Annotated in this window: 15 protein-coding genes; 10 read left to right on the top strand and 5 right to left on the bottom strand. The window is 55.1% G+C overall.

The annotated features are described in order from the left end of the window. The first annotated feature begins 99 nt into the window (after positions 1-99). From ampD to INT20_RS10310, 7 genes are all read left to right on the top strand, one after another. Complete coding sequence (gene ampD, locus INT20_RS10280) at positions 100-684, top strand: 1,6-anhydro-N-acetylmuramyl-L-alanine amidase AmpD (protein WP_193056887.1); 585 nt, start codon at positions 100-102, stop codon at positions 682-684. Positions 685-1,066: 382 nt separating this feature from the next. After that, the gene (aceE, locus tag INT20_RS10285) at positions 1,067-3,739 is read left to right on the top strand and encodes a pyruvate dehydrogenase (acetyl-transferring), homodimeric type (RefSeq protein WP_193056869.1); all 2,673 of its coding nucleotides are present in this window, start codon (positions 1,067-1,069) and stop codon (positions 3,737-3,739) included. A gap of 59 nt (positions 3,740-3,798) precedes the next feature. Then, on the top strand, positions 3,799-5,829 hold the full coding sequence (gene aceF, locus INT20_RS10290) for a pyruvate dehydrogenase complex dihydrolipoyllysine-residue acetyltransferase (RefSeq protein ID WP_193056871.1): 2,031 nt from the start codon (positions 3,799-3,801) through the stop codon (positions 5,827-5,829). A gap of 310 nt (positions 5,830-6,139) precedes the next feature. Then, positions 6,140-6,793, top strand: coding sequence for an adenylate kinase (gene adk / locus INT20_RS10295; protein ID WP_172117413.1), 654 nt, complete (start codon positions 6,140-6,142; stop codon positions 6,791-6,793). Between the two features lie 105 nt (positions 6,794-6,898). After that, positions 6,899-7,597: a tRNA (adenosine(37)-N6)-threonylcarbamoyltransferase complex dimerization subunit type 1 TsaB gene (tsaB, locus tag INT20_RS10300; RefSeq protein ID WP_193056872.1), complete on the top strand. Its 699-nt coding sequence runs from the start codon at positions 6,899-6,901 to the stop codon at positions 7,595-7,597. Beyond that, on the top strand, positions 7,594-8,301 hold the full coding sequence (locus INT20_RS10305) for a class I SAM-dependent methyltransferase (protein ID WP_193056873.1): 708 nt from the start codon (positions 7,594-7,596) through the stop codon (positions 8,299-8,301). The genes tsaB and INT20_RS10305 overlap by 4 nt, the downstream gene beginning before the upstream one ends. A 50-nt stretch (positions 8,302-8,351) precedes the next feature. After that, positions 8,352-9,479, top strand: a complete 1,128-nt coding sequence (locus INT20_RS10310) for a phospholipase D-like domain-containing protein (protein ID WP_193056874.1) — start codon at positions 8,352-8,354, stop codon at positions 9,477-9,479. Positions 9,480-9,505: 26 nt separating this feature from the next. Here the strand turns inward: INT20_RS10310 and INT20_RS10315 are convergent, their stop codons facing one another. After that, the gene (locus INT20_RS10315) at positions 9,506-10,174 is read right to left on the bottom strand and encodes a YecA/YgfB family protein (protein WP_172117417.1); all 669 of its coding nucleotides are present in this window, start codon (positions 10,172-10,174) and stop codon (positions 9,506-9,508) included. A 69-nt stretch (positions 10,175-10,243) separates the two neighbouring features. Between INT20_RS10315 and INT20_RS10320 the strand changes: the two genes are divergently transcribed. From INT20_RS10320 to INT20_RS10330, 3 genes are all read left to right on the top strand, one after another. After that, the gene (locus INT20_RS10320; RefSeq protein ID WP_172117418.1) at positions 10,244-10,825 is read left to right on the top strand and encodes a SprT family zinc-dependent metalloprotease; all 582 of its coding nucleotides are present in this window, start codon (positions 10,244-10,246) and stop codon (positions 10,823-10,825) included. A 170-nt stretch (positions 10,826-10,995) separates the two neighbouring features. Further along, complete coding sequence (acs, locus tag INT20_RS10325; protein ID WP_193053276.1) at positions 10,996-12,945, top strand: acetate--CoA ligase; 1,950 nt, start codon at positions 10,996-10,998, stop codon at positions 12,943-12,945. Between the two features lie 272 nt (positions 12,946-13,217). Further along, complete coding sequence (locus tag INT20_RS10330; RefSeq protein ID WP_016916171.1) at positions 13,218-13,880, top strand: LuxR C-terminal-related transcriptional regulator; 663 nt, start codon at positions 13,218-13,220, stop codon at positions 13,878-13,880. A 73-nt stretch (positions 13,881-13,953) separates the two neighbouring features. Here INT20_RS10330 and INT20_RS10335 read toward each other — a convergent pair whose 3' ends face one another. The 4 genes from INT20_RS10335 to INT20_RS10350 all read right to left on the bottom strand — a co-directional run bounded on the left by INT20_RS10335 (position 13,954) and on the right by INT20_RS10350 (position 20,673). Then, entirely contained in the window at positions 13,954-17,895 is a 3,942-nt protein-coding gene (locus INT20_RS10335) for a hybrid sensor histidine kinase/response regulator (protein ID WP_193056875.1), read from the bottom strand. Positions 17,896-17,985: 90 nt separating this feature from the next. Beyond that, positions 17,986-18,507 (bottom strand): hypothetical protein, encoded by a 522-nt coding sequence (locus INT20_RS10340; RefSeq protein WP_172117421.1) that lies wholly within the window; start codon positions 18,505-18,507, stop codon positions 17,986-17,988. A 102-nt stretch (positions 18,508-18,609) separates the two neighbouring features. Beyond that, positions 18,610-20,406 (bottom strand): sodium:solute symporter family protein, encoded by a 1,797-nt coding sequence (locus INT20_RS10345; protein ID WP_192527636.1) that lies wholly within the window; start codon positions 20,404-20,406, stop codon positions 18,610-18,612. 6 nt (positions 20,407-20,412) lie between these two features. Then, positions 20,413-20,673: a DUF4212 domain-containing protein gene (locus INT20_RS10350; protein ID WP_087105999.1), complete on the bottom strand. Its 261-nt coding sequence runs from the start codon at positions 20,671-20,673 to the stop codon at positions 20,413-20,415. Positions 20,674-20,735: the final 62 nt, after the last annotated feature.

A 20,735-nucleotide genomic window follows, 5' to 3' on the forward strand; every position in this document is an offset into this window, starting at 1 on the left:
GCTCTCTGGGCATGATCAAATGAGACCGGCATTATAGTAAAAGAGGGCCGCTAATGAGAGCAGTGAAAAGAGCGCGACGTAAAGGAGACTTTGTGGGTGATTAATGACCAGACACACGACGGCTGGTGGGGCAGGGCGCGCAGGGTTGACTCGCCCAATTATGATGCGCGACCTACTGATGAAGTATCGTTATTGGTACTGCATGCGATCAGTTTACCTCCTGGGCAATTTAGTGGTGATGCGATAGAGACGCTGTTCACTAATCAACTGGCAACGGACCAGCACCCTTTTTTTGCCGAGATTGCCCATTTACGCGTTTCAGCGCACCTGCTTATCCGGCGTGATGGTGAGTGCGTGCAGTTCGTGAATACGGATCAGCGCGCCTGGCACGCTGGGCGTTCACGCTGGTGGGATAGCCACGCCATGCAGTGGCGGCAGGCATTGAATGACATTTCACTGGGCATTGAGTTGGAAGGTGATGACATAACGCCCTTTACCAAGGCGCAGTACCACGCGCTGGCAGAAGTCACTCAGTGGTTAATGGTTCGCTACCCAGCGCTTGATGCATCACGAATGACGGGTCATGCGCATATCGCGCCGCTGCGTAAAACGGACCCAGGGCCCGCCTTTGATTGGGCCTACTTTTACCAGTGTTTGGCGAAAATCCACCTTGATACGCTTTAAAAAGAGCGATTAAGTTGTTCAACGACAAGAAAATAAAACGGTAGTTTAGCTACACTGCCTACGCATAAAGGGTAATAGGAAGCACCGTCGAAGCGTCTATGTTGCAGTGCAATAGTTTGTTTTCGATACGCTTTTCCACTACTCCGGAATTGGCAGCGTGGCGACTTTGCGGTATCTTCCTATATACAAAAGGCTAACTTTTACGACATTTATGTAGCTTTACTACATTCAGTGGTCTGTAGCTCGTTGAATATAGAGCTAAAAAAACATTAGCGTTACCGCGCAAATGCTTTTCTGCGGTGGCCATCAATCACCGCAGCTGCCCCAAACCCGTACGGGTTGGCGGGGCTCATGTCATTTATCGTCATTCGGAGAGACCTCTATGAGTCTGGAGACAAGAGAAGATCTCGATCCGGTCGAAACCACGGAGTGGCTGGAATCCCTGGAATCGGTGCTGGATCGTGAGGGCGAAGATCGCGCCCGTTACCTGATGACCCGCCTGGCGGATCGATTGCGCCGGGACGGGATGAAGGTGCCCTTCTCGGTGACAACCCCGCACCGCAACACGATTCCGCTGCATCGTGAAGCGCGGATGCCTGGTGATCTGTTCATGGAGCGGCGCATTCGCTCCTTGATTCGCTACAACGCGATCGCCCAGGTCATTCGTAATAACCGGGCCAACCCCGGGCTTGGCGGCCACATTGCCAGCTTTATGTCATCGGCAACCCTTTATGATGTGGGCTTTAACCACTTCTTCCGTGCGCCTAAAGATGACTTCGCTGGAGACCTGATCTACATCCAGGGTCACGTAGCACCGGGCATTTACGCACGCTCCTTCCTGGAAGGTCGTCTGTCTGAAGATCAGATGGATAGATTCCGTCAGGAAGTAGATGGCGATGGCTTGTCATCGTATCCGCACCCTTGGCTGATGCCGGATTACTGGCAGTTCCCGACCGTCTCCATGGGCCTTGGCCCAATCCAGGCGATCTACCAGGCCCACGTGATGAAGTACCTGCATCATCGTGAAATGAAAGACATGTACGATCGCAAGATCTGGTGTTTCATGGGCGATGGCGAGTGTGATGAGCCGGAATCCCTGGGTGCCATCTCACTGGCAGGTCGTGAGAACCTGGATAATCTGATCTTCGTTATCAACTGTAACTTGCAGCGTCTGGACGGCCCTGTGCGCGGTAACTCTCGCGTTATGGACGAGTTTGAAGGCGTTTTCCGCGGTGCCGGTTGGAACGTAATTAAAGTCGTTTGGGGGCGTCACTGGGATCCGTTGTTTGAGAAGGATAGTAAAGGCGTCCTTCAAAAACGTATGGATGAAGCGGTCGACGGTGAGTACCAGAACTACAAGGCTAACGGCGGCTCTTACACCCGTGAGCACTTCTTTGGTAAGTATCCTGAAACCGAAGAAATGGTTAAAGATCTTTCCGATGATGATATCTGGAAGCTCAATCGCGGTGGCCACGACCCGTTCAAGGTCTATGCGGCCTACCATGAAGCCGTTAACTCCACTAACGGTAAGCCGACGGTTATCCTGGCGCATACGGTAAAAGGTTACGGTATGGGTAGCGGCGATGGCGAAGCAGCCAACGAAGCGCACCAGGTGAAAAGCATGGAGTATGAAGCACTGCGGACCTTCCGCGATCGCTTCGGTATTCCGCTTTCCGATGAGCAGCTCAAGGAAGTGCCTTACTACAAGCCGGAAGATGATTCGCCCGAGCTTAAGTATATGCACCTGCAACGCGAGCGCTTAAACGGCTATCTGCCTAGCCGCAAAAGCGATTTTGAAGCGTTGGAAATCCCCACGCTTGAAGACAAAACCTTCGCCACGCAAATGGCCGGTTCAAAAGGTCGTGAAGTATCGACCACCATGTCCTTTGTGCGCGTGCTCAATGGCTTGGTTAAAGACAAGAAGCTTGGCAAGCTGGTCGTTCCGATTATCCCTGATGAAGCGCGTACCTTCGGTATGGAAGGTATGTTCCGTCAGCTCGGCATTTATACCGCCGAAGGCCAGAAGTATGAGCCGATGGATAAAGGCCAAATCATGTACTACCGCGAGGACCAGAAAGGTCAGGTTCTCGAAGAAGGTATTACGGAAGCCGGCGCGATGTCCGCGTGGATGGCGGCTGCCACGTCTTACAGCAATAACCACCTGACGCTGTTGCCGTTCTACATCTACTACTCGATGTTTGGCTTCCAGCGCATTGGCGACTTGGCCTGGGCCGCAGGTGACCTGCAGGCACGTGGCTTTATGGTCGGTGGTACCGCCGGGCGTACGACGCTTAATGGCGAAGGTTTGCAGCACCAGGATGGCCACAGCTTAATCCAGGCGTCGACCATTCCTAACTGCCGTAGCTACGACCCCACGTACGGTCACGAAGTCGCTGTCATCGTTCAGGATGGTTTGAAGCGCATGTTCACTGATAAAGAGAACTGCTTCTACTACCTGACCGTGATGAACGAGAACTATGAGCATCCGGAGCTTGAAAACGTACCGGTCGACGATATCGTCAAAGGCATGTACCTGCTGCGTGAGACGAAGGGCGACAAGGGCCGCGTTCAGCTGATGGGGTCTGGCACCATTCTGCGTGAAGTGGAAGCCGCCGCTGAGCTGCTCGAAAAAGACTGGGGTGTTGGCGCTGATATCTGGAGCGTGACCAGCTTTAACGAACTGCGTCGTGAAGCGCTGCTGCTTGAGCGTGAATCCTTCCTGAATCCGGACGCTGAGGCCAATAAGCCGCACGTGACGAAATGTCTGGAAGGCCGTGACGGTCCGGTCATTGCTTCGACGGATTACATGAAGCTCTATGCGGATCAGGTCCGTGCATGGGTACCAGGCGACTATACTGTTCTGGGTACCGATGGCTATGGTCGTTCGGACACGCGTAAGAAGCTGCGTTACTTCTTCGAGGTGGATCGCTACTTCGTTGTTGTAGCGGCCCTGCGTGCACTGGCTGAGCGTGGCGAGATTGAACGTAAGCAGGTTGGCGAAGCCATGAACAAATATGGCATCGACGCTAACAAGCCGAACCCGCTGACCAGCTAAACCGCTGCCCGGCGGGTTAAGTACCCGCCGGCTCGATCCGATTTGAAAGGAGCGCGACCTTGAGTAGCGAAATCATCAAAGTGCCCGACATCGGCGGTAGCGAAGGTGTCGAAATCATCGAGATCGCGGTGTCGGAAGGCGACGTCATTGCAGCGGAAGACACCCTGATCACGCTGGAGTCTGATAAAGCCAGCATGGATATCCCGGCCCCGAAGGGCGGTAAAGTCGTTAAAGTGCTGGTTAAAGAAGGCGATACCGTTTCCGAAGGCGACGATATCGTTGAGCTGGAAGCGGAAGGCGGCGGCGATGCCGAGGAAGAGGACGACAAGCAAGCGTCCGAACCCGAGCAGAAAGAAGCCCCTGCGGCCGAAGAGAAGCCCAAGGCCGAGCAGAAAAGCGCCAGGAAATCCGGTGGCGGTAAGCAAACCGTGGATATCAAGGTGCCGGACCTAGGCGGCTCTGACAACGTTGAGATCATCGAAGTTGCGGTGAGTGAAGGCGATAGTATCGATGCTGAAGATACGCTGATCACCCTGGAGTCTGATAAAGCCTCCATGGACGTGCCGAGCCCGCATACCGGTAAAATTGTCGCGTTTACCGTTAAAGAAGGCGACACGGTTTCTGAAGGCGATGTTATCGGCCAGATGGAAGTCGAAGGTGAAGGTGGCGACGAGGCCGACGGTGAAGCGCCTGCTGAGGAAGAGGCGAGCGCCTCCAGCAGTGAGCCTGAAGATACCCGCAGCGACGACAGCGAAGACGACGCGGCCAGCGGCGAGCCAGAGCGCAAGGAGATCCGCGTTCCGGATATTTCCGGCTCTACCGACGTACCGATTATTGAAATCGGTGTGGCAGTAGGCGATGAGATCAGCGAAGAAGATCCGTTGATTACGCTGGAATCTGATAAAGCCTCCATGGACGTTCCCAGCCCCTATAAAGGCAAGCTCCTTGAGCTGACCGTTAAAGAGGGTGATACCGTTTCTGAAGGCGATATCATTGGTTATATGGAAGTAGCGGGCGCGAAGAAAGCCGCTTCCAAGCCAGCGCCGAAGAAGGAGACTGCTCAGAAAACTGCTGAGAAGAGCACTGCCAAGCAGGGCGCATCAACCGTAGGCGGTACGCCCAGCCCTGAAGCGCAAATGGCCGCGCACAAGCCGCGTGATGGCAAGTTGGTACACGCAGGCCCAGCCGTGCGTATGCTGGCCCGCGAGTTTGGCGTCGACATTGGCCTGGTTAAGCCCAGCGGCCCCAAAGAGCGCGTGCTCAAAGAGGACGTTCAGGCCTATGTGAAGCAGGTCATTGCGAACCAGGGTAAGGCACAAGCACCGGGCGGAGCAGCTGCCGCCACGGGTGGCGCCGGTATTCCGCCGATTCCGGAAGTCGACTTCAGCCAGTTCGGTGAAGTCGAAGAGAAGCCGATGGGTCGTCTGCTTAAGATGGGCGCGACCAATTTGCATCGCAGCTGGCTTAACGTGCCTCACGTTACCCAGTTTGACGAAGCGGATATCACCGAGCTTGAGAACTTCCGTAAGTCGATGAAAGCCGAAGCCGAAGCGCAGGGGGCCAAGTTAACCCCGCTGCCCTTCCTGGTGAAAGCGTGTGCTTTTGCGCTGCGTAAGTTCCCGCAGTTTAATGTCAGCTTAAAAGGCGACGGCGAAACGCTGGTATGGAAGAACTACGTTCATATCGGTATTGCTGTTGATACCCCTGATGGCTTGATGGTGCCGGTACTGCGTGATGCCGATAAGAAGTCCTTGATCGAGATTGCCAAGGACATGGCAGAGCTGGGTAAAAAGGCACAAACCAAGAAGCTCAAGCGGGAAGAGATGACCGGTGGCTGTTTCACTATTTCGAGCCTGGGTTCGATTGGTGGCACGGCGTTTACGCCGATCGTGAATGCGCCTGAGGTGGCTATTTTGGGTGTTTCCAAAGCCCAAATGAAGCCGGTTTGGGATGGTGGTGCCTTCCAACCGCGCTTGATGATGCCGCTGTCGCTTTCCTATGATCACCGGGCGATTAACGGGGCGGATGCTGCGCGTTTCACGGCATTCCTGGCGGATGTGTTGACCGATATTCGCCGCTTGTTGCTGTGATCAGGTTGTCGGCATGATGTGGATTGTCGTGGCGCCGTTTGATGCGGTATCACGGCAATCCACGCAGCAGTATATGAGAAAGTAGCTGCAAATTAGGTTTAGTCAACGGCGCCCAGTGATGGGCGCCGTTTGCGTTTAGCGCTTCAAACGAGGCGGTCGGTGCGCCTGGCGTGCATCACTTGGCTGTTTTATTTAAAAAAATCTTACAAAAATACCCTTCTCAGGCTTTTGGGGAGTTGTGCCGCATGAGTGGCCCGGTTATTGTCGGTTAATTCATTTTATTGCGTTTTACTTTCAAGGAGCAGTGGCCATGCGTTTAATCCTGTTGGGTGCCCCCGGCGCGGGGAAAGGGACTCAAGCTCAATATATTTGTGAGCAGTTCAAGATTCCTCAGATTTCCACCGGGGATATGCTACGCGCGGCAATCAAAGACGGCACCGAGCTGGGGCTAAAAGTTAAAGAGATAATGAACAGTGGTGGCCTGGTGTCCGATCAGATCATTATTGACTTGGTGAAAGAGCGTATCAGCCAGCCAGATTGCGAGAACGGGTTCCTGTTTGACGGGTTCCCGCGGACCATCCCTCAGGCCGATGCCATGAAAGAGGGTGGCGTGAAGATTGACCACGTGCTTGAGATCGCTGTCCCGGATGAAGAAATTGTCAACCGCTTGGCGGGTCGCCGCGTTCACCCGGCGTCCGGGCGTGTTTACCACGTCGATCATAATCCGCCTAAAGAGCCTGGCAAAGACGATGTAACGGGCGAGCAGCTTATTCAGCGTGAAGATGACCAGGAATCAACCGTTCGTAACCGCTTGTCGGTTTATCACGATCAAACGGCACCGCTGGTGGATTACTACCAGCAGTGGGCAAACAAGGACGCTGAAGCAGCGCCCCAGTACCACCGTGTTGAAGGCGTAGGCAGCGTTGCCGATATTACGCGCCAGGTAAAAGAAGCCCTTGGCTGATTAAACGATGCTCGCTAAGCCGATGGCCCGCCAAGCGCGGGCCATCGTCGTATGGGCGCACTAAAGGTATAATGTTCGACTACTTATCACGAGTGCGGAATTGCTATGTCGTTACACCTTCTTGCGCTAGATGCCTCATCCAGCGCCTGCTCGGTAGCACTGCTACGTCAGAACGGCGCTGACCGCGAATGTCTAGCGCGCTACGAGATGACGCCGCGTGCGCATACTCGGCGGTTAATGCCGATGGTGGACGAGCTGTTAGCGCAAGCGCAGATTACACCGGCGGCGCTCGACGCCATTGCCTTTGGACAAGGGCCGGGCTCATTTACCGGGCTGAGAATCGCTACCGGAACGGCACAAGGCCTGGCCTTTGGTTTGGACCGCCCATTACTCGGCGTCTCAACGCTCAAAGCGTTGGCTCTCCAGGCCCATCGGCGCTTTCACTTTCGCTATATCGTCACTGCTCTGGATGCGCGTATGGGCGAGATCTACGCGGCCACATGGCACTGTTTGAACGATAGCGTGAGACTGGAGCAAGCTGAAGCCGTGTTGGCCCCAGAAGCGTTTTCACTACCTGAAGATGAAGCTGACTGGGTCGGCGTAGGCTCAGGTTTTACGCTTTGGGAGCGCTTTGCAGCCACGGTGCAAGTGAGCATGAGCCAGCACCTGGTTGATATGGAACCTCGTGCTGAAGAGATGGCCTGGTTGGGTGCCGATGATTTAGCGGCAGGGTTAGGTCAGCCGGCGCATCTGGCGCAGCCGGTGTATTTGCGCAATAACGTTGCCTGGAAAAAGCCGGCATGAGTCTGCCTGAAAAGGCCGTACTCCCAGAAGGACTGGCGCTTACGTATTGCGAGGGACGTTTAGTGCTGGCAGGGGATGAAAAACGCTATGGTAAACCGCTAAGCGTTGATTTTGCTGCAGGTAAAGCAGCCCATCGGCGTCAGTTTGGCGGTGGGCGAGGCCAACTGGTTGCCAAGGCGTGCGGGCTTGCTAAAGGCGTGACGCCAAGCGTTGTCGATGCGACGGCAGGGCTTGGGCGGGATGCCTTTGTACTGGCCGCACTGGGCGCTCATGTGCTGCTGGTTGAGCGTGTCGGCGCGATTGCCGCGCTGTTGGAAGACGGCCTGCTGAGAGCCGCTAAAGCGCATGATATCGCTGATATCATCGCTCGCATGACCTTGCGCCATGGCGACGCGGCTCAGTCGCTAGAAGCGTTGGTTGCCAAGGCCGCGTTTGATCCACAGGTCGTGCACCTGGACCCGATGTTTCCGCATCGGGAAAAGTCGGCGCTGGTCAAAAAAGAGATGCGCCTGTTTCGCGAATTGGCGGGCGATGACGATGATGCGCCGCGTTTGTTGGAAGCCGCTCTGGAGGTAGCGACACACCGGGTGGTGGTAAAACGTCCCCGTAAAGCCCCTCCGATTGCAGGCCCCGCGCCTCAGCATGTGTTGGAGGGAAAGACCAGCCGCTATGATCTCTATGTTAAGCAGTCGCTTCATCGTTGAGTCGATACCCATTACGCATTAACGAGGTATTTCATCAGGAGCAGAGCGCTATGAAGTATCAGCCCCTGACATGGCATGCGGGCAATCGATTTACCCTGCTGCCAGAGGCGTCTCGCTTTCTACCCGCCATGCTTGAAGCCATCAACCACGCCAATCACTATGTGTTGGTTGAGCTTTACTTGATGGAGTCGGGAGCGCTTGCTGACCAGGTGATACAAGCACTAACAACGGCAGCCCAGCGGGGTGTAAGGGTGTATCTGCTGTTGGATGGCTTTGGTTCCAAGGGGCTTGCTAGCAGCGACCGCGAGCGGCTTCTTGACGCGGGCGTGGCGCTGCGCTTTTTCAATCCGGTGGGGCTCCACTCACTGGCCCGGAACCTTAGTCGTGACCACCGCAAAATTATAGTGGTCGATGGACAAATAGCCTTTACCGGTGGGTTTGGCGCCGTCGATGAATTTTTAGAGGCATGGTACGACATTGCCGTGCGTATTGAAGGCCCGGTCATCGCCGACTGGGAGATGCTTTTTCGCACCCTTTGGCGTTCGCGCTTAACACGCGCAGAGGATAAGCGTCCTCCGGCGCCTCTTCCTCAACAGCGCCAGGCAGAGGCGTTTGAAGGCGGGGCAATCGGCCGAGCCATACAGGGCCGAGGCTACCGGTATCAGGCGATTCGTCACTCGCTTTACCGCCGGGTGCAGGGCGTTCAAGGGCGCCTTTGGCTCTGTACGCCCTATTTCGTGCCTACGTTTACACTGCGCCGTCGCTTGGCGCGGGCTGCAAAGCAGGGCGTGGATGTACGCCTTTTGCTGCCCGGCGCGAAGCATGACCACCCCAGCGTGCGTTACGCAGGACAACGTTTTTATCAGTCGATGCTTAAAGCGGGCGTACGCATTTACGAATTCCAGCCGACGTTTATTCATGCCAAATTTGTACTCGCGGATGACTGGGTGAGTATTGGCTCGTGTAACTTCGATCACTGGAATCTGCACTGGAACCTGGAGGCCAATCAGGAAGTGATGGACGAGCGGCTTGCTCAGGATGTGTGCGCTATGTTTGAGCGTAATTTTTCGGCCAGCAAGGAAGTGCTGGCCGAGGAGTGGGCCGCGCGCTCCTGGAAGCAGCGCGCCTTTGAATGGATATTTGGTACGCTGGATTCAGTGATTACCCGGCTTAAGTAACGATACCGGGTTGAATGAACACTGACTTAGCGACGCTTGCGGTTCTTGGCAGGCGTTTTTTTGCGCGGCTTGGGTTTGGGCGTTTCCGGTGGAACGCGGTAATGCAAATACAAATCAAGCACGAGCTCTGGCAATTGCGCGACCAGGCTTTCCTGGTGTGCCGTGTCGCTTGCCATCTCGGCCATGTCGGGCTCATCATCAAATAGCCCGGAAAGCAGCATAAAGGGCAAAAGCAGTGTTGCCGCGGCTTCTTCATCCTCCTGGAACCACGCGCTTTCATCGCTGAAGACGCCTTCCATAAAGCCCGCGCACCAGTCGCCAATCGGTGTTTCTTCCGCAGGCAGCCCATCCAGGGTTAAATCAAAAGGCAGTTCAGGAAGCCCGCCTTGCTCCAGCACGGCCATTGCATTGTTGCGCAGCAGGGTTAGCAGATTAACAATTTCATTGCGCTCGTTATCATCGGCATAGCGCGGTTCGCCTTGAAACAGCTCAACGAGCCACTGGGCCGGTGATACTTCGCTGGGGGCTACCGCGAGTGCCACGAGAAAGCCGTGGGCGGAGATCACGTCCAGCGCGTCTTCATCGACCTGGTCTGAGTCGAGGAAATCATCCAGCCTGTCGAGCTGCTCATCGGTCAGCAGTGGCTGCGGAGGGACAGTCTCTGGCGCGTTTGCATCGTCGGGGCGCTCTGCCATAGCAAGCCTCATGAGTTGGGTCGTTTAAAAAATGATACTAATGGGTAACCATCATTTAGGCATTCATTCATGACAAGTTTATCACTAATAGGCGCATCGCTAACGGGTACATTGCCGCTGCCGCCTTGGCCGGAAGATGAATTGGCGGCGCTGTCACCCGAGGCGCTACAAAAAGCGGCATTAAGCCGGGTCGAGCAAGCGTGGCAGCGCTGCCTGGAAGTGTATCCGCAGTTGCCGCGGCCCCGGGTATGGTTTGACTTAAAGGGCGCTTCAGCGGGGCAAGCCCATTGGGGGCGCGGTGGCCTGCGGTTTAATTTTATTTTGCTTAGTGACAATCGTACTGCGTTTTTTAACGATGTGATTCCGCATGAGATGGCGCATTGGCTGGTGTTTCATCTACGTGACGGGCGACGCTTAAAACCACACGGGCAAGAGTGGAAAACCGTGATGCGGGACTTGTTTGGGCTAGCCCCTCACGTTACCCACCGCTTCGACGTTCATAAGGCTCAGCCTGCACCTTACCGCTATCAGTGCGCCTGCCGTGAACACCTGTTGACGGCCAGGCGCCATGCGCTAGTTAACAAGGGGCGCCGCTATCGTTGTCGTCATTGCCAGGAGACGTTGGTCTATATCGCTTACGATAATCGTTGAAAGTCATCCAGGTTGCTGTTTTTTAAATAAAAAATGTTAATACCAATGTCTAAGAGGAAGCCGCCTAAGGGAGGTTTATGCTAGGGGAACATTCAGTGGTGTCGGGGCAACAAAGAATAATACCGACTACATTCCTATTGAGAGTGCGTTTCTACGGACATGAGGCAACTATGAGCGAACATCAAAACGTCTATCCGGTGCGCGATGCTATCGCCGCCAACGCCTGGGCCGATAAAGAAAAGTTCACGGCCATGTACCAGCAGTCCAAGGATGATCCCGAAGGTTTCTGGGCAGAGCAGGCCAAGCGTCTTGATTGGATTAAAGTGCCAACCATCATCAAGAACACCTCATTTAAACGGGATAATGTGGATATTCGGTGGTTTGAGGACGGCGTACTCAACGTGAGTGCCAACTGCCTTGACCGGCACCTTGAACAGCGCGGTGATCAAACGGCGATTATCTGGGAAGGCGATAATCCTGATGAATCCAAGCACATTACCTATCGTGAACTGCATGAGCGCACCTGCCAATTGGCCAATGCTCTGAAGTCGCTGGGTGTTGAGAAAGGCGATACGGTGACGATGTACATGCCCATGATCCCAGAAGCGGCCATGGCAATGCTTGCCTGCGCACGGATTGGTGCGGTCCACTCGGTCGTCTTTGGTGGCTTTTCGCCCGATGCGGTAGCCCAGCGGATTATTGGTGCTGATTCCAAACTGATTATTACCGCCGACGAGTCAGTGCGTGGTGGCAAACACGTGCCGCTCAAGGAGAACGTCGATTCAGCACTCACCCGCGAAGGCACCGACGTCTGCAAGAACGTACTGGTCGTAAAACGTACCGGCGGTGACATCGACTGGAAAGAAGGCCGCGATCTCTGGTTTGATGAATTGGTTGATCGACAGCAAGCGGTGTGCGACGCCGAGCCGGTGGGCGCCGAAGATCCGTTGTTTATCCTGTATACGTCCGGCTCAACAGGTGCACCTAAAGGCCTTAAGCACACGACGGGTGGCTACCTTACCTACGCCGCCATGACTCACCAGTATGTGTTTGATTACCAGGAGGGCGAGGTCTATTGGTGCAGCGCTGATGTGGGCTGGGTGACCGGACACAGCTATATCGTCTACGGGCCGCTTGCCAACGGTGCGACCACGTTGATGTTTGAAGGCGTGCCCAGCTATCCGACTCATGGGCGCTTGGGTGAAATTGTTGATAAGCATAAGGTCAACATTCTGTACACCGCGCCCACTGCCGTGCGTGCCCTGATGGCCCATGGTGACAACGTGATGAGCACCAGCTCACGCGACAGCCTGCGCCTGCTGGGTTCGGTAGGCGAGCCGATTAACCCGGAAGCTTGGGAGTGGTTCTATCGGGTGATTGGCAACGAAAACTGCCCCATTGTGGATACCTGGTGGCAAACGGAAACCGGCGGCATCATGATTTCTCCGCTGCCCGGCGCAATGGATCTAAAACCTGGCTCTGCCACGTTGCCCTTCTTTGGCGTACAACCAGCCTTGGTGGATAACGAAGGCCACCAGCTGGAAGGCGCCGCCGAAGGCAATCTGGTGATCCTTGATTCCTGGCCGGGGCAGGCGCGCTCTATCTGGGGCGATCACGAACGCTTTGTGCAGACCTACTTCTCCACCTACGATGGCATGTACTTCACCGGCGACGGCTGCCGTCGTGATGAAGATGGCTATTACTGGATTACCGGACGTGTGGATGACGTGCTTAATGTGTCGGGCCATCGCATGGGCACCGCAGAAATAGAGTCCTCGCTGGTTGCTCACTCGGCGGTGGCTGAAGCGGCGGTGGTAGGTTTCCCCCACGATATCAAGGGGCAGGGCATCTATATCTATGTAACACTGAACGATAGCATTGAGCCATCTGATGAGCTTAAGAAAGAGCTGACCCAGTGGGTACGTAAAGATATTGGGCCTATTGCCTCCCCCGATGTGATCCAGTGGGCGCCGGGGCTGCCTAAAACGCGCTCGGGCAAGATTATGCGGCGTATCTTGCGCAAGATTGCGGCCAACGAATGCGACGGCCTGGGGGACACAAGCACGCTGGCTGACCCCTCAGTGGTTGACGAATTGATTGAGCATCGAGCCAATCAATAGTAGCTTACTACTCAGTGGCTTAAGCGTGATGAGTGCTACGTAAGTTGATGAGTGTCAGCCAAAAAGAGCGCAAATAGCAGCATGCTGCGCTTATGCGTTGTAGTGCCGACCAGAGGGTCGGCACTGTTGCGTTTAAAAGGGTGACATAATGATGACAAAATATGCAGGTATGCTTGGGCATGAAGAAACCTTGGGGTACCATGCGTTGACCGTTTGAGCCTAGCGTCGTAGCGGCACGTATTTCCGCTGCACGAGGAACCGGAGGAATATCCATGGCAGTAGCCCATAAGTTTATCGTTGCAGACGACCATCCGCTGTTTCGTGCAGCGCTCACTCAGGCCTTGCGCCAATTAGCCCCGCAGGCTGAGATTGTCGAAGCCGACACCATGGAAGCCACAACGGAAGTGGTCAATCGCCATCCTGATGCCGACCTGATCTTGCTGGACTTGCACATGCCTGGGGCGCATGGCTTTTCAGGGCTCATTCAGTTGCGTGGCCAAATGCCGGATATTCCGGTGGCGGTGGTGTCGGGCAGTGATGAACCTTACGTCGTGCGGCGGGCAATTGACTACGGTGCTTCGGGCTTTATTCCTAAATCATCGTCGTTGCAGCTGATTGCTGAAGCGGTAGGCGAAATTCTTCAGGGTGAAGTCTGGCTGCCAGAAGCGTTGGCTAACGTGTTGGAAGAGACCAGTGAAGAGGAGTCGCGCTTTGCCGAAGCGATTGCTTCGTTAACGCCCCAGCAGTTTCGTGTGTTGAATATGCTAACCGAAGGGCTGCTCAATAAGCAGATTGCCTACGAGCTCAACGTTTCTGAAGCAACGATTAAAGCCCATGTGACGGCGATTTTACGTAAGCTGGGCGTTCATTCGCGCACACAAGCGGTCATTGCGGCGCAAAAACTGGAAGTCGAGCCGCCTAAAGTCGAGTCATAAACGCTCTCGTGGCGTGATTAAAAAAAACCGCTTACGCGCAACGTAAGCGGTTTTTTTCTGCGGTACATATAGGCTATGTATTGGCCCGGCTGGCCTGTAACGTGCGGGTCAATAGCGCGCGAAGGGCGGCAGGTTTTACCGGTTTCAGCAGCAGTTGATAGCCGTCGCGTTTGACCATGTCCGCAACGGCTTCGGTACGGTCAGCGGTAATCACAATGCCGGGCACCGCGCCCGATAAGCGCTCGCTCAGTGCGTCCAGAGCCATCAAGCCGGTCACTTCATTGTCCAGGTGATAGTCAGCGAGGATCGCATCCGGGTCGCCATCCATGTTGCGCAGGATGGATTTAGCGCCCCCAATGCTGGTGGCGGTAAAGACTTCACACCCCCAGCCGCTGAGCATGGCGGTCATACCTTCCAAAATCAGGGTTTCATTGTCTATACACACAATGCGCGCACCGGCTAGCTTATTGCCGCTGCGCCGGTTGGTAGGCTCTTGCTCGGCAGCGGTGATTGCCCTGGCCGCTACCACAGGCACGCTGACGGAGAACACGGTACCAATGCCTTCCCAGGAGCGAACCTTAATCGGGTGGTCAAGCACTCGGCTCATGCGATCAGCAATAGAGAGCCCAAGTCCCAAGCCTTTTTCACTCTCCTTGTGACGCGATACCTGATCCAGACGGCGGAACTCCTGAAAGATTTCCGTGAGCTTGGACTCGGGGATGCCGGGGCCGCTGTCCCAGACTTCTATTAAAAGCCGCTGTCCTTGGCGACGACAGCCCAGCAGCACATGCCCATCCTGCGTATAACGCACCGCGTTGGAAAGGAAGTTTTGCACGATCCGACGCAGCATCTGCGGGTCCGAATCAACCCATAGCTGGGTTGGCACAACGTTGAGATCCAGGCCGCGGTTATCGGCCATGACTTCAAATTCAGCGCGCAGCGGGCGGAATATATCGGCGAGTGCAAAGTGGCTGCGGCGCGGTGTCAGCGCGCCAGCGTCCAGTTTGGAGATATCCAACAACGTGCTCAACAGCTCTTCAGCGGCCTGTAGCGAGTTATCAATATGCCCGATGGTACGCTGCGTATCCGGAGTGGTTACGTTTTGCATAAGCGCTGACGTAAACAGTCGAGCAGCATTCAGCGGCTGCAATAAATCGTGGCTTGCTGCTGCTAAAAAGCGTGTTTTAGAGGCGTTGGCATCTTCTGCCAGTTGCTTGGCCTGGCGCAGGGCCTGCTCGGCCTCGGCGCGAACACGGTTCTCCTGACGCAGGGCGGCGTTGGCTTCAGAAAGTGCTTGGGTGCGCTCGCGAACGCGCTCTTCTAGTGTTTCATTGGTCTCTTCAAGCGCTATTTCAGCTTGTCGGCGCTCGGTAATATCTTGATAAAGCGAGAAAAAACCCAGAATCGACTGGCTGTCGCCAAAGTGAGGGGTATAGGTGACCAGCATATGGCGCATGACATCGTGGACGTGCATGGAGACTTCAAAACTTACCCGTTCTCCATTCAGTGCTCGGGCGACCCAAGGGCCACGCTCTTCTGACTGCTTAAGTGACAGCACATCCTCAAAGCGCCGGCCAATCACCGCATTACGATCAATGTTAAATGCTTGCTCATAGGCGCGGTTGGTAAACAGGTAGCGGCACTCTTTATCAAAGTAGGCAATGAGCGCAGGGACATTATCGGTGTAAATACGGATATTGTTTTCGGAACGAATCAGTGCCTCTTCAATCCGCTTTTGCTGGGTAATATCCTGGTACGTGTAAACAAATCCACCGCCGGGCATCGGATTACCCTGAACTTCCAGCACGCTGCCATCCTGACGATAGCGCACGTAGCGATGAGGGTGACCTTCGCGAATATTATCCAGCAGTAGCTGGACATGCTCTTCGGGGTCGCCCGGGCCATATTCGCTGTTATGAGCGTTATAGCGGAAGATGCGATCAATTGGCGCGCCGACGCGAATTAAATGGTCGGGAAAGCGGAACAGCTCAAGATAGCGTTGGTTCCAGACGACCAGGCACAGATTTTGGTCAACAACGCTAATCCCTTGGTTAATGTTTTCGATAGTGGCCTGCAGCAGTGCCCGGTTGAACTCCAGTACCTGTGACGCTTCATCAACAATAGAGATAACATCGGAAATGCCGATTCCGCGTCCTTGTAGCGCTGAGTTAACGACAATGCGTGCCGAGGATGCGCCGAGTACCGAGGCAAGAAACCGCTCGGTAAATTGAATAACATCAATGGAGGCGCGTGTGCTGTAGTCCAGTGGCTTGCCCAGGCGGCGCGCGTAATCCTCAAATGCCCGTTCCACCTGGCTTGCGCCCAAAAAGCGCTCACATAATACTTTTAGGTCGCCCACCGTCGTGGCACCTGTCCACGGGCGGTTCACCGAGGTCTGGCGCGTTTCAACACTATCGACAAATAGCGAGGCCTGGATACGCTCAACCACTCGCTGCGAGGTCACCTGGGAGATGAAGATATAGCAAAACAGGTTAACGCCCAGCGATAGCATGACGCCGTGGGTAAAGCTATCCCCCAGGTTCAGGCCAAAAAGGGCGGTGGGGGAGAGCCAGGCAATCCCCATCGGGCCGTCTGAGAGCCATGCCAGGGGCAACACGCCGGCATTCGTCATGGCGGGCAACAAGAGGCTGTAAACCCAGATGGCAAAGCCTGCGTTCATCCCCACGATAACGCCCAACCGGTTACCGCGTTTCCAGTAAAGCCCGCCAATGACCGCAGGGGCAAACTGCGCGGCGGCTGCAAAGGAGAGCATGCCGATAGAAGCAAGCGAAGTGAGCTCGGCGATGAGTCGGTAAAAGCCGTAGGACATCGCCAACACGACAGCAATGGTGATGCGACGGGCTCGCAGGACCAGGCGTCCGTAGTCACGGGCTTTGGTATCAAACCAGCGCAACCGGAACAGGGCCGGGATAACAATTTCATTGGAGATCATGATGGAAACGGCGACCGCTGCAACAATCACCATGCCGGTGGCGGCTGAAAACCCGCCAATGAAGGTCAGCAGCGCTAACCACTCATGGCCCGAGGCCATGGAAAGCGCCAACACATAGGTATCAGGCTCGACGCCGCTCTCTGAAAAGAGCAGTAACCCGGCTGCGGCCAAGGGCACAACGAAAAAAGCGATAGCCAACAGATAAAGCGGAAACAGCCAGCGGGCTTTGGTGGCGTCATCCGGGTGAATATTTTCAACCACGGCCACATGGAATTGACGTGGCAGGCAGAGAATCGCCAGCATCGCGAGCAGCGTTTGTGCCCAAAAACTTTGGCCGAAGTCCTGGTTGGCGAGCTGGCGCTGAAGGCCAAGCTGGCTCTCTGCGTGCCCCATTAGCTCGCTTAAGCCATCGAACATGCCCCAGGTAACAAAGGCGCCTAGCACAATAAATGCGACAAGTTTGACGATGGATTCAAAGGCGACGGCATGAATCAAGCCTTCATGGTGCTCGGTCGCATCGGTATGACGGGTACCAAACAAAATGGCAAACACAGCCATAATAACGGCTACATAAAAGGCGGTGTCGCCAAAGAGCGGGCTTCCCACGCTATCGCTGGCATCGGTTAGCACGCTAAACGTGGACGAGACAGCCTTTAGCTGTAGCGCGATATAGGGAAGCGTTCCGATCAGCGCGACCAGGCTTGCAAACGCGGCAAGCGACTGCGTCTTTCCGTAGCGCGAGGCGATAAAGTCCGCGATAGAAGTGACGTTTTGGTGTTTGGCAACGCGGATCATTTTGGCGAGAACCGGCCAAAACAGTAAAAATGTCAGGATAGGACCAACAAAAATACTCGCAAAGGACCAGCCTGCCGTGGCTGCCTGGCCTACTGCGCCGTAAAATGTCCAGGAGGTGCAGTAAATGGCCAGCGCCAGGCTATATATGAGGGGGCGCCGGCGGCTGGCGCCGTGGGTACGGGCACGGCGGTCGCCGTGCCAGGCAATACCGAAGAGAATCGCGATATAAAGAAAGGATACCGCGACCAGCAGCCCACCGTGAAACATGCCTATTTCCCCCACCAACGTTTATCTCGCCCAGCGAGCGGCGCGTGTAAAGAGCCCCATTCTAGGCGAAGAGCAACGCTTGCGTCTCTCCTATGCGTCGGCATTCCCGCATACGGTGGCTAACAGCGTGGATGTTTCGCGCAAGAGACGAAGTTCGCTCAACTGCGCCTCGCCAGCCTCGTTGCTTAGCGGCACCAGTTCACGGCTTTCGCAGTTCAGCAAGTAGGGCTGAGTAGACACAAAATCAGTATGACGGCGAATGAACTGGTAAAGAATAAACTCCACCACCTGATCACCTTCAATATCGCGGGTAATAATGTTGTCGCTATCCACCACGCTAAACTGGGTCGTGATGGGGAAAACAAACGTCCATGGGCGCCATACTTCTGTTCCGGTGGCACTACTGACGATGACGGATGATTCAGGTAACTGGTGTTGTTTGTGCTCAAACCACGAGTACTCCACGTGAATCTGATAACCGAGCATACCCAGCCCCGCAAACACCGGCACTATCCATTTAGGAAGCCGGTTGCGAGATAGATTGCGTAGAATCAAACCAATCCCCGCAGCGGCCAGTGCAGCAAAAATAGCGGCAATCAAGTGCCATATCATAAAGCGATTTCCTGAAAGAGAACGGGCTTCCCAAAGGAAGCCCGGTTCGACATGGATTCCGTGAAATGCGCTCTGGCGAGCGCATTCAGGAACGATTATGGCTTAGTGATCAACTGCGGCACCAGCACCTTTTGGATAGCGTACGCTTTGCACTAGCTCCTGGATCTCTTTAGGCGGCGGCGCCGTCATGCTAGAGACAAGGAAGGCAACGGCAAAGTTGATCATGGCACCCACCGCACCGAAGGAGAGCGGGGAGATACCGAACAGCCAGTTATCCGGGGTATTGGGCAGCATGTTGGTGCCCGGGATAAAGAACCAGCCGAGGTAGGTAAAGATATACAGCAGGGTACACGCCAGGCCTGACAGCATACCGGCCACGGCTCCGGTGCTGTTCATGCGAGTTGAGAAAATACCCATCATCAGTACCGGGAACAGCGAGGCGCCGGCAATACCGAAGGCCAGGGCGACGGTCTGTGCCGCAAACCCTGGCGGGTTCAAGCCAAGATAGGTGGCCAGCAAGATAGCCCCGCCCATTGAGATGCGTGCTGCTAACATCTCCTTCTTCTCGCTGATATTCGGATTGATCGTGTTCTTGATTAAGTCATGACTGATCGCCGACGAGATAGCGAGAAGAAGACCCGCCGCTGTCGAGAGGGCGGCCGCAATACCGCCCGCCGCGATCAAGCCAATTACCCAGCCGGGTAGGTTGGCGATTTCTGGGTTAGCCAGAACCAGAATGTCATTGTTGACCGTCAGCTCATTGCCTTCCCAGCCGCGACTATCAGCGATAACGTCAAACTCAGCGTTGGCATCGTTATAGAACTGGATGCGGCCGTCATCGTTAAAGTCAAAGAACGTGATCAGGCCAGTCTCTTCCCAGGTGCGGAACCACTCAGGACGATCTTCGTAGAGGATTGGCTCGGCACCGGCCTCCTCATAATTCTCAACCTGGCCGGTTAGCTCCGGATAAATGGTGGTCATCAGGTTCAGACGTGCCATGGAGGCGACGGCTGGCGCTGTTAGGTACAACAGCGCGATGAAGACCAGCGCCCAGCCCGCAGACCAGCGTGCGTCAGCCACCTTGGGAACCGTGAAGAAGCGAATGATAACGTGGGGAAGGCCAGCGGTACCGATCATTAGCGAGAGCGTGAACAGCACCATATTTAGCTTGTTGTCGACGTCGGCGGTGTAATCCTGAAACCCAAGTGCCATGACGACATCATCAAGCTTTTGCAGCAGTGGCAGGCCAGATTCCGTGTGGGAGCTGAACATACCGAACATGGGGATGGGGTTGCCCGTCAACTGCATGGAAATGAACACAGCCGGGATGGTGTAGGCCACAATCAGTACGATGTACTGGGCGACCTGGGTATAGGTGATGCCCTTCATGCCGCCGAAGACGGCGTACAGGAAAACAATTCCCGCAGCGATCCAGATGCCCCAAGTGCTGGGTACTTCCAGAAAGCGTGAGAAGGCAACGCCAGCCCCGGTCATTTGCCCGATTACATAAGTAACTGATGCGATAATCAGGCAGATAACCGCGACGACCCGAGCGGTACGGCTATAGAAGCGCTCACCGATAAAGTCTGGAACGGTAAACTTGCCGAATTTACGCAGGTAGGGAGCGAGCAGCATAGCCAGAATAACGAAGCCGCCGGTCCAGCCCATCAGGTAGGTTGAGTTGGCGTAACCGCCGGAGGCGATCAGGCCCGCCATGGAAATAAACGAGGCCGCTGACATCCAGTCGGCCGCTGTGGCCATACCGTTAGTGATCGGGTGAACACCACCGCCAGCCACATAGAACTCTTTTGTGGAGCCCGCGCGCGCCCATATCGCGATACCGATATAGAGCGCAAAGGAGGCGCCTACAAAAAGCAGGTTGATTGCAAATTGGCTCATTCTGACTTACTCCTCAAGGCCAAATTTCTTATCGAGCTGATTCATTCTCCAGGCGTAGAAGAAGATCAGAGCAATAAAGGTAAGGATCGAGCCCTGCTGAGCAAACCAGAAGCCCAGGTCTGTTCCCCCTATTTGAATGCTTGCTAGAAGCGGTCTAAACAAAATCGCGCATCCGTAAGACACGAAGGCCCACACAATAAGGCATCCGGTAATTAAACGAACGTTGGCTTTCCAGTATTCCGCAGCATTGGATTTGTCATCTGCCATTGTGTTGCTCTCCACTTGTGTTTTTAGGTTTGGAAAGTTCACCAGGAATAGCGTTTAGCATG

Origin of the sequence: Halomonas citrativorans (genome assembly GCF_014898005.1) — a bacterium.
Classification (GTDB): domain Bacteria; phylum Pseudomonadota; class Gammaproteobacteria; order Pseudomonadales; family Halomonadaceae; genus Vreelandella; species Vreelandella citrativorans.

Bases quoted from the DNA above. Each gene is read 5' to 3' on its own strand.
- INT20_RS10320 (WP_172117418.1), top strand. From the start codon at position 10,244: ATGACAAGTTTATCACTAATAGGCGCATCGCTAACGGGTACATTGCCG.
- INT20_RS10330 (WP_016916171.1), top strand. From the start codon at position 13,218: ATGGCAGTAGCCCATAAGTTTATCGTTGCAGACGACCATCCGCTGTTT.
- INT20_RS10350 (WP_087105999.1), bottom strand. From the start codon at position 20,673: ATGGCAGATGACAAATCCAATGCTGCGGAATACTGGAAAGCCAACGTT.
- acs (WP_193053276.1), top strand. From the start codon at position 10,996: ATGAGCGAACATCAAAACGTCTATCCGGTGCGCGATGCTATCGCCGCC.
- INT20_RS10335 (WP_193056875.1), bottom strand. From the start codon at position 17,895: ATGTTTCACGGTGGGCTGCTGGTCGCGGTATCCTTTCTTTATATCGCG.
- INT20_RS10315 (WP_172117417.1), bottom strand. From the start codon at position 10,174: ATGGCAGAGCGCCCCGACGATGCAAACGCGCCAGAGACTGTCCCTCCG.
- INT20_RS10305 (WP_193056873.1), top strand. From the start codon at position 7,594: ATGAGTCTGCCTGAAAAGGCCGTACTCCCAGAAGGACTGGCGCTTACG.
- INT20_RS10340 (WP_172117421.1), bottom strand. From the start codon at position 18,507: ATGATATGGCACTTGATTGCCGCTATTTTTGCTGCACTGGCCGCTGCG.
- adk (WP_172117413.1), top strand. From the start codon at position 6,140: ATGCGTTTAATCCTGTTGGGTGCCCCCGGCGCGGGGAAAGGGACTCAA.
- tsaB (WP_193056872.1), top strand. From the start codon at position 6,899: ATGTCGTTACACCTTCTTGCGCTAGATGCCTCATCCAGCGCCTGCTCG.
- INT20_RS10345 (WP_192527636.1), bottom strand. From the start codon at position 20,406: ATGAGCCAATTTGCAATCAACCTGCTTTTTGTAGGCGCCTCCTTTGCG.
- INT20_RS10310 (WP_193056874.1), top strand. From the start codon at position 8,352: ATGAAGTATCAGCCCCTGACATGGCATGCGGGCAATCGATTTACCCTG.
- aceE (WP_193056869.1), top strand. From the start codon at position 1,067: ATGAGTCTGGAGACAAGAGAAGATCTCGATCCGGTCGAAACCACGGAG.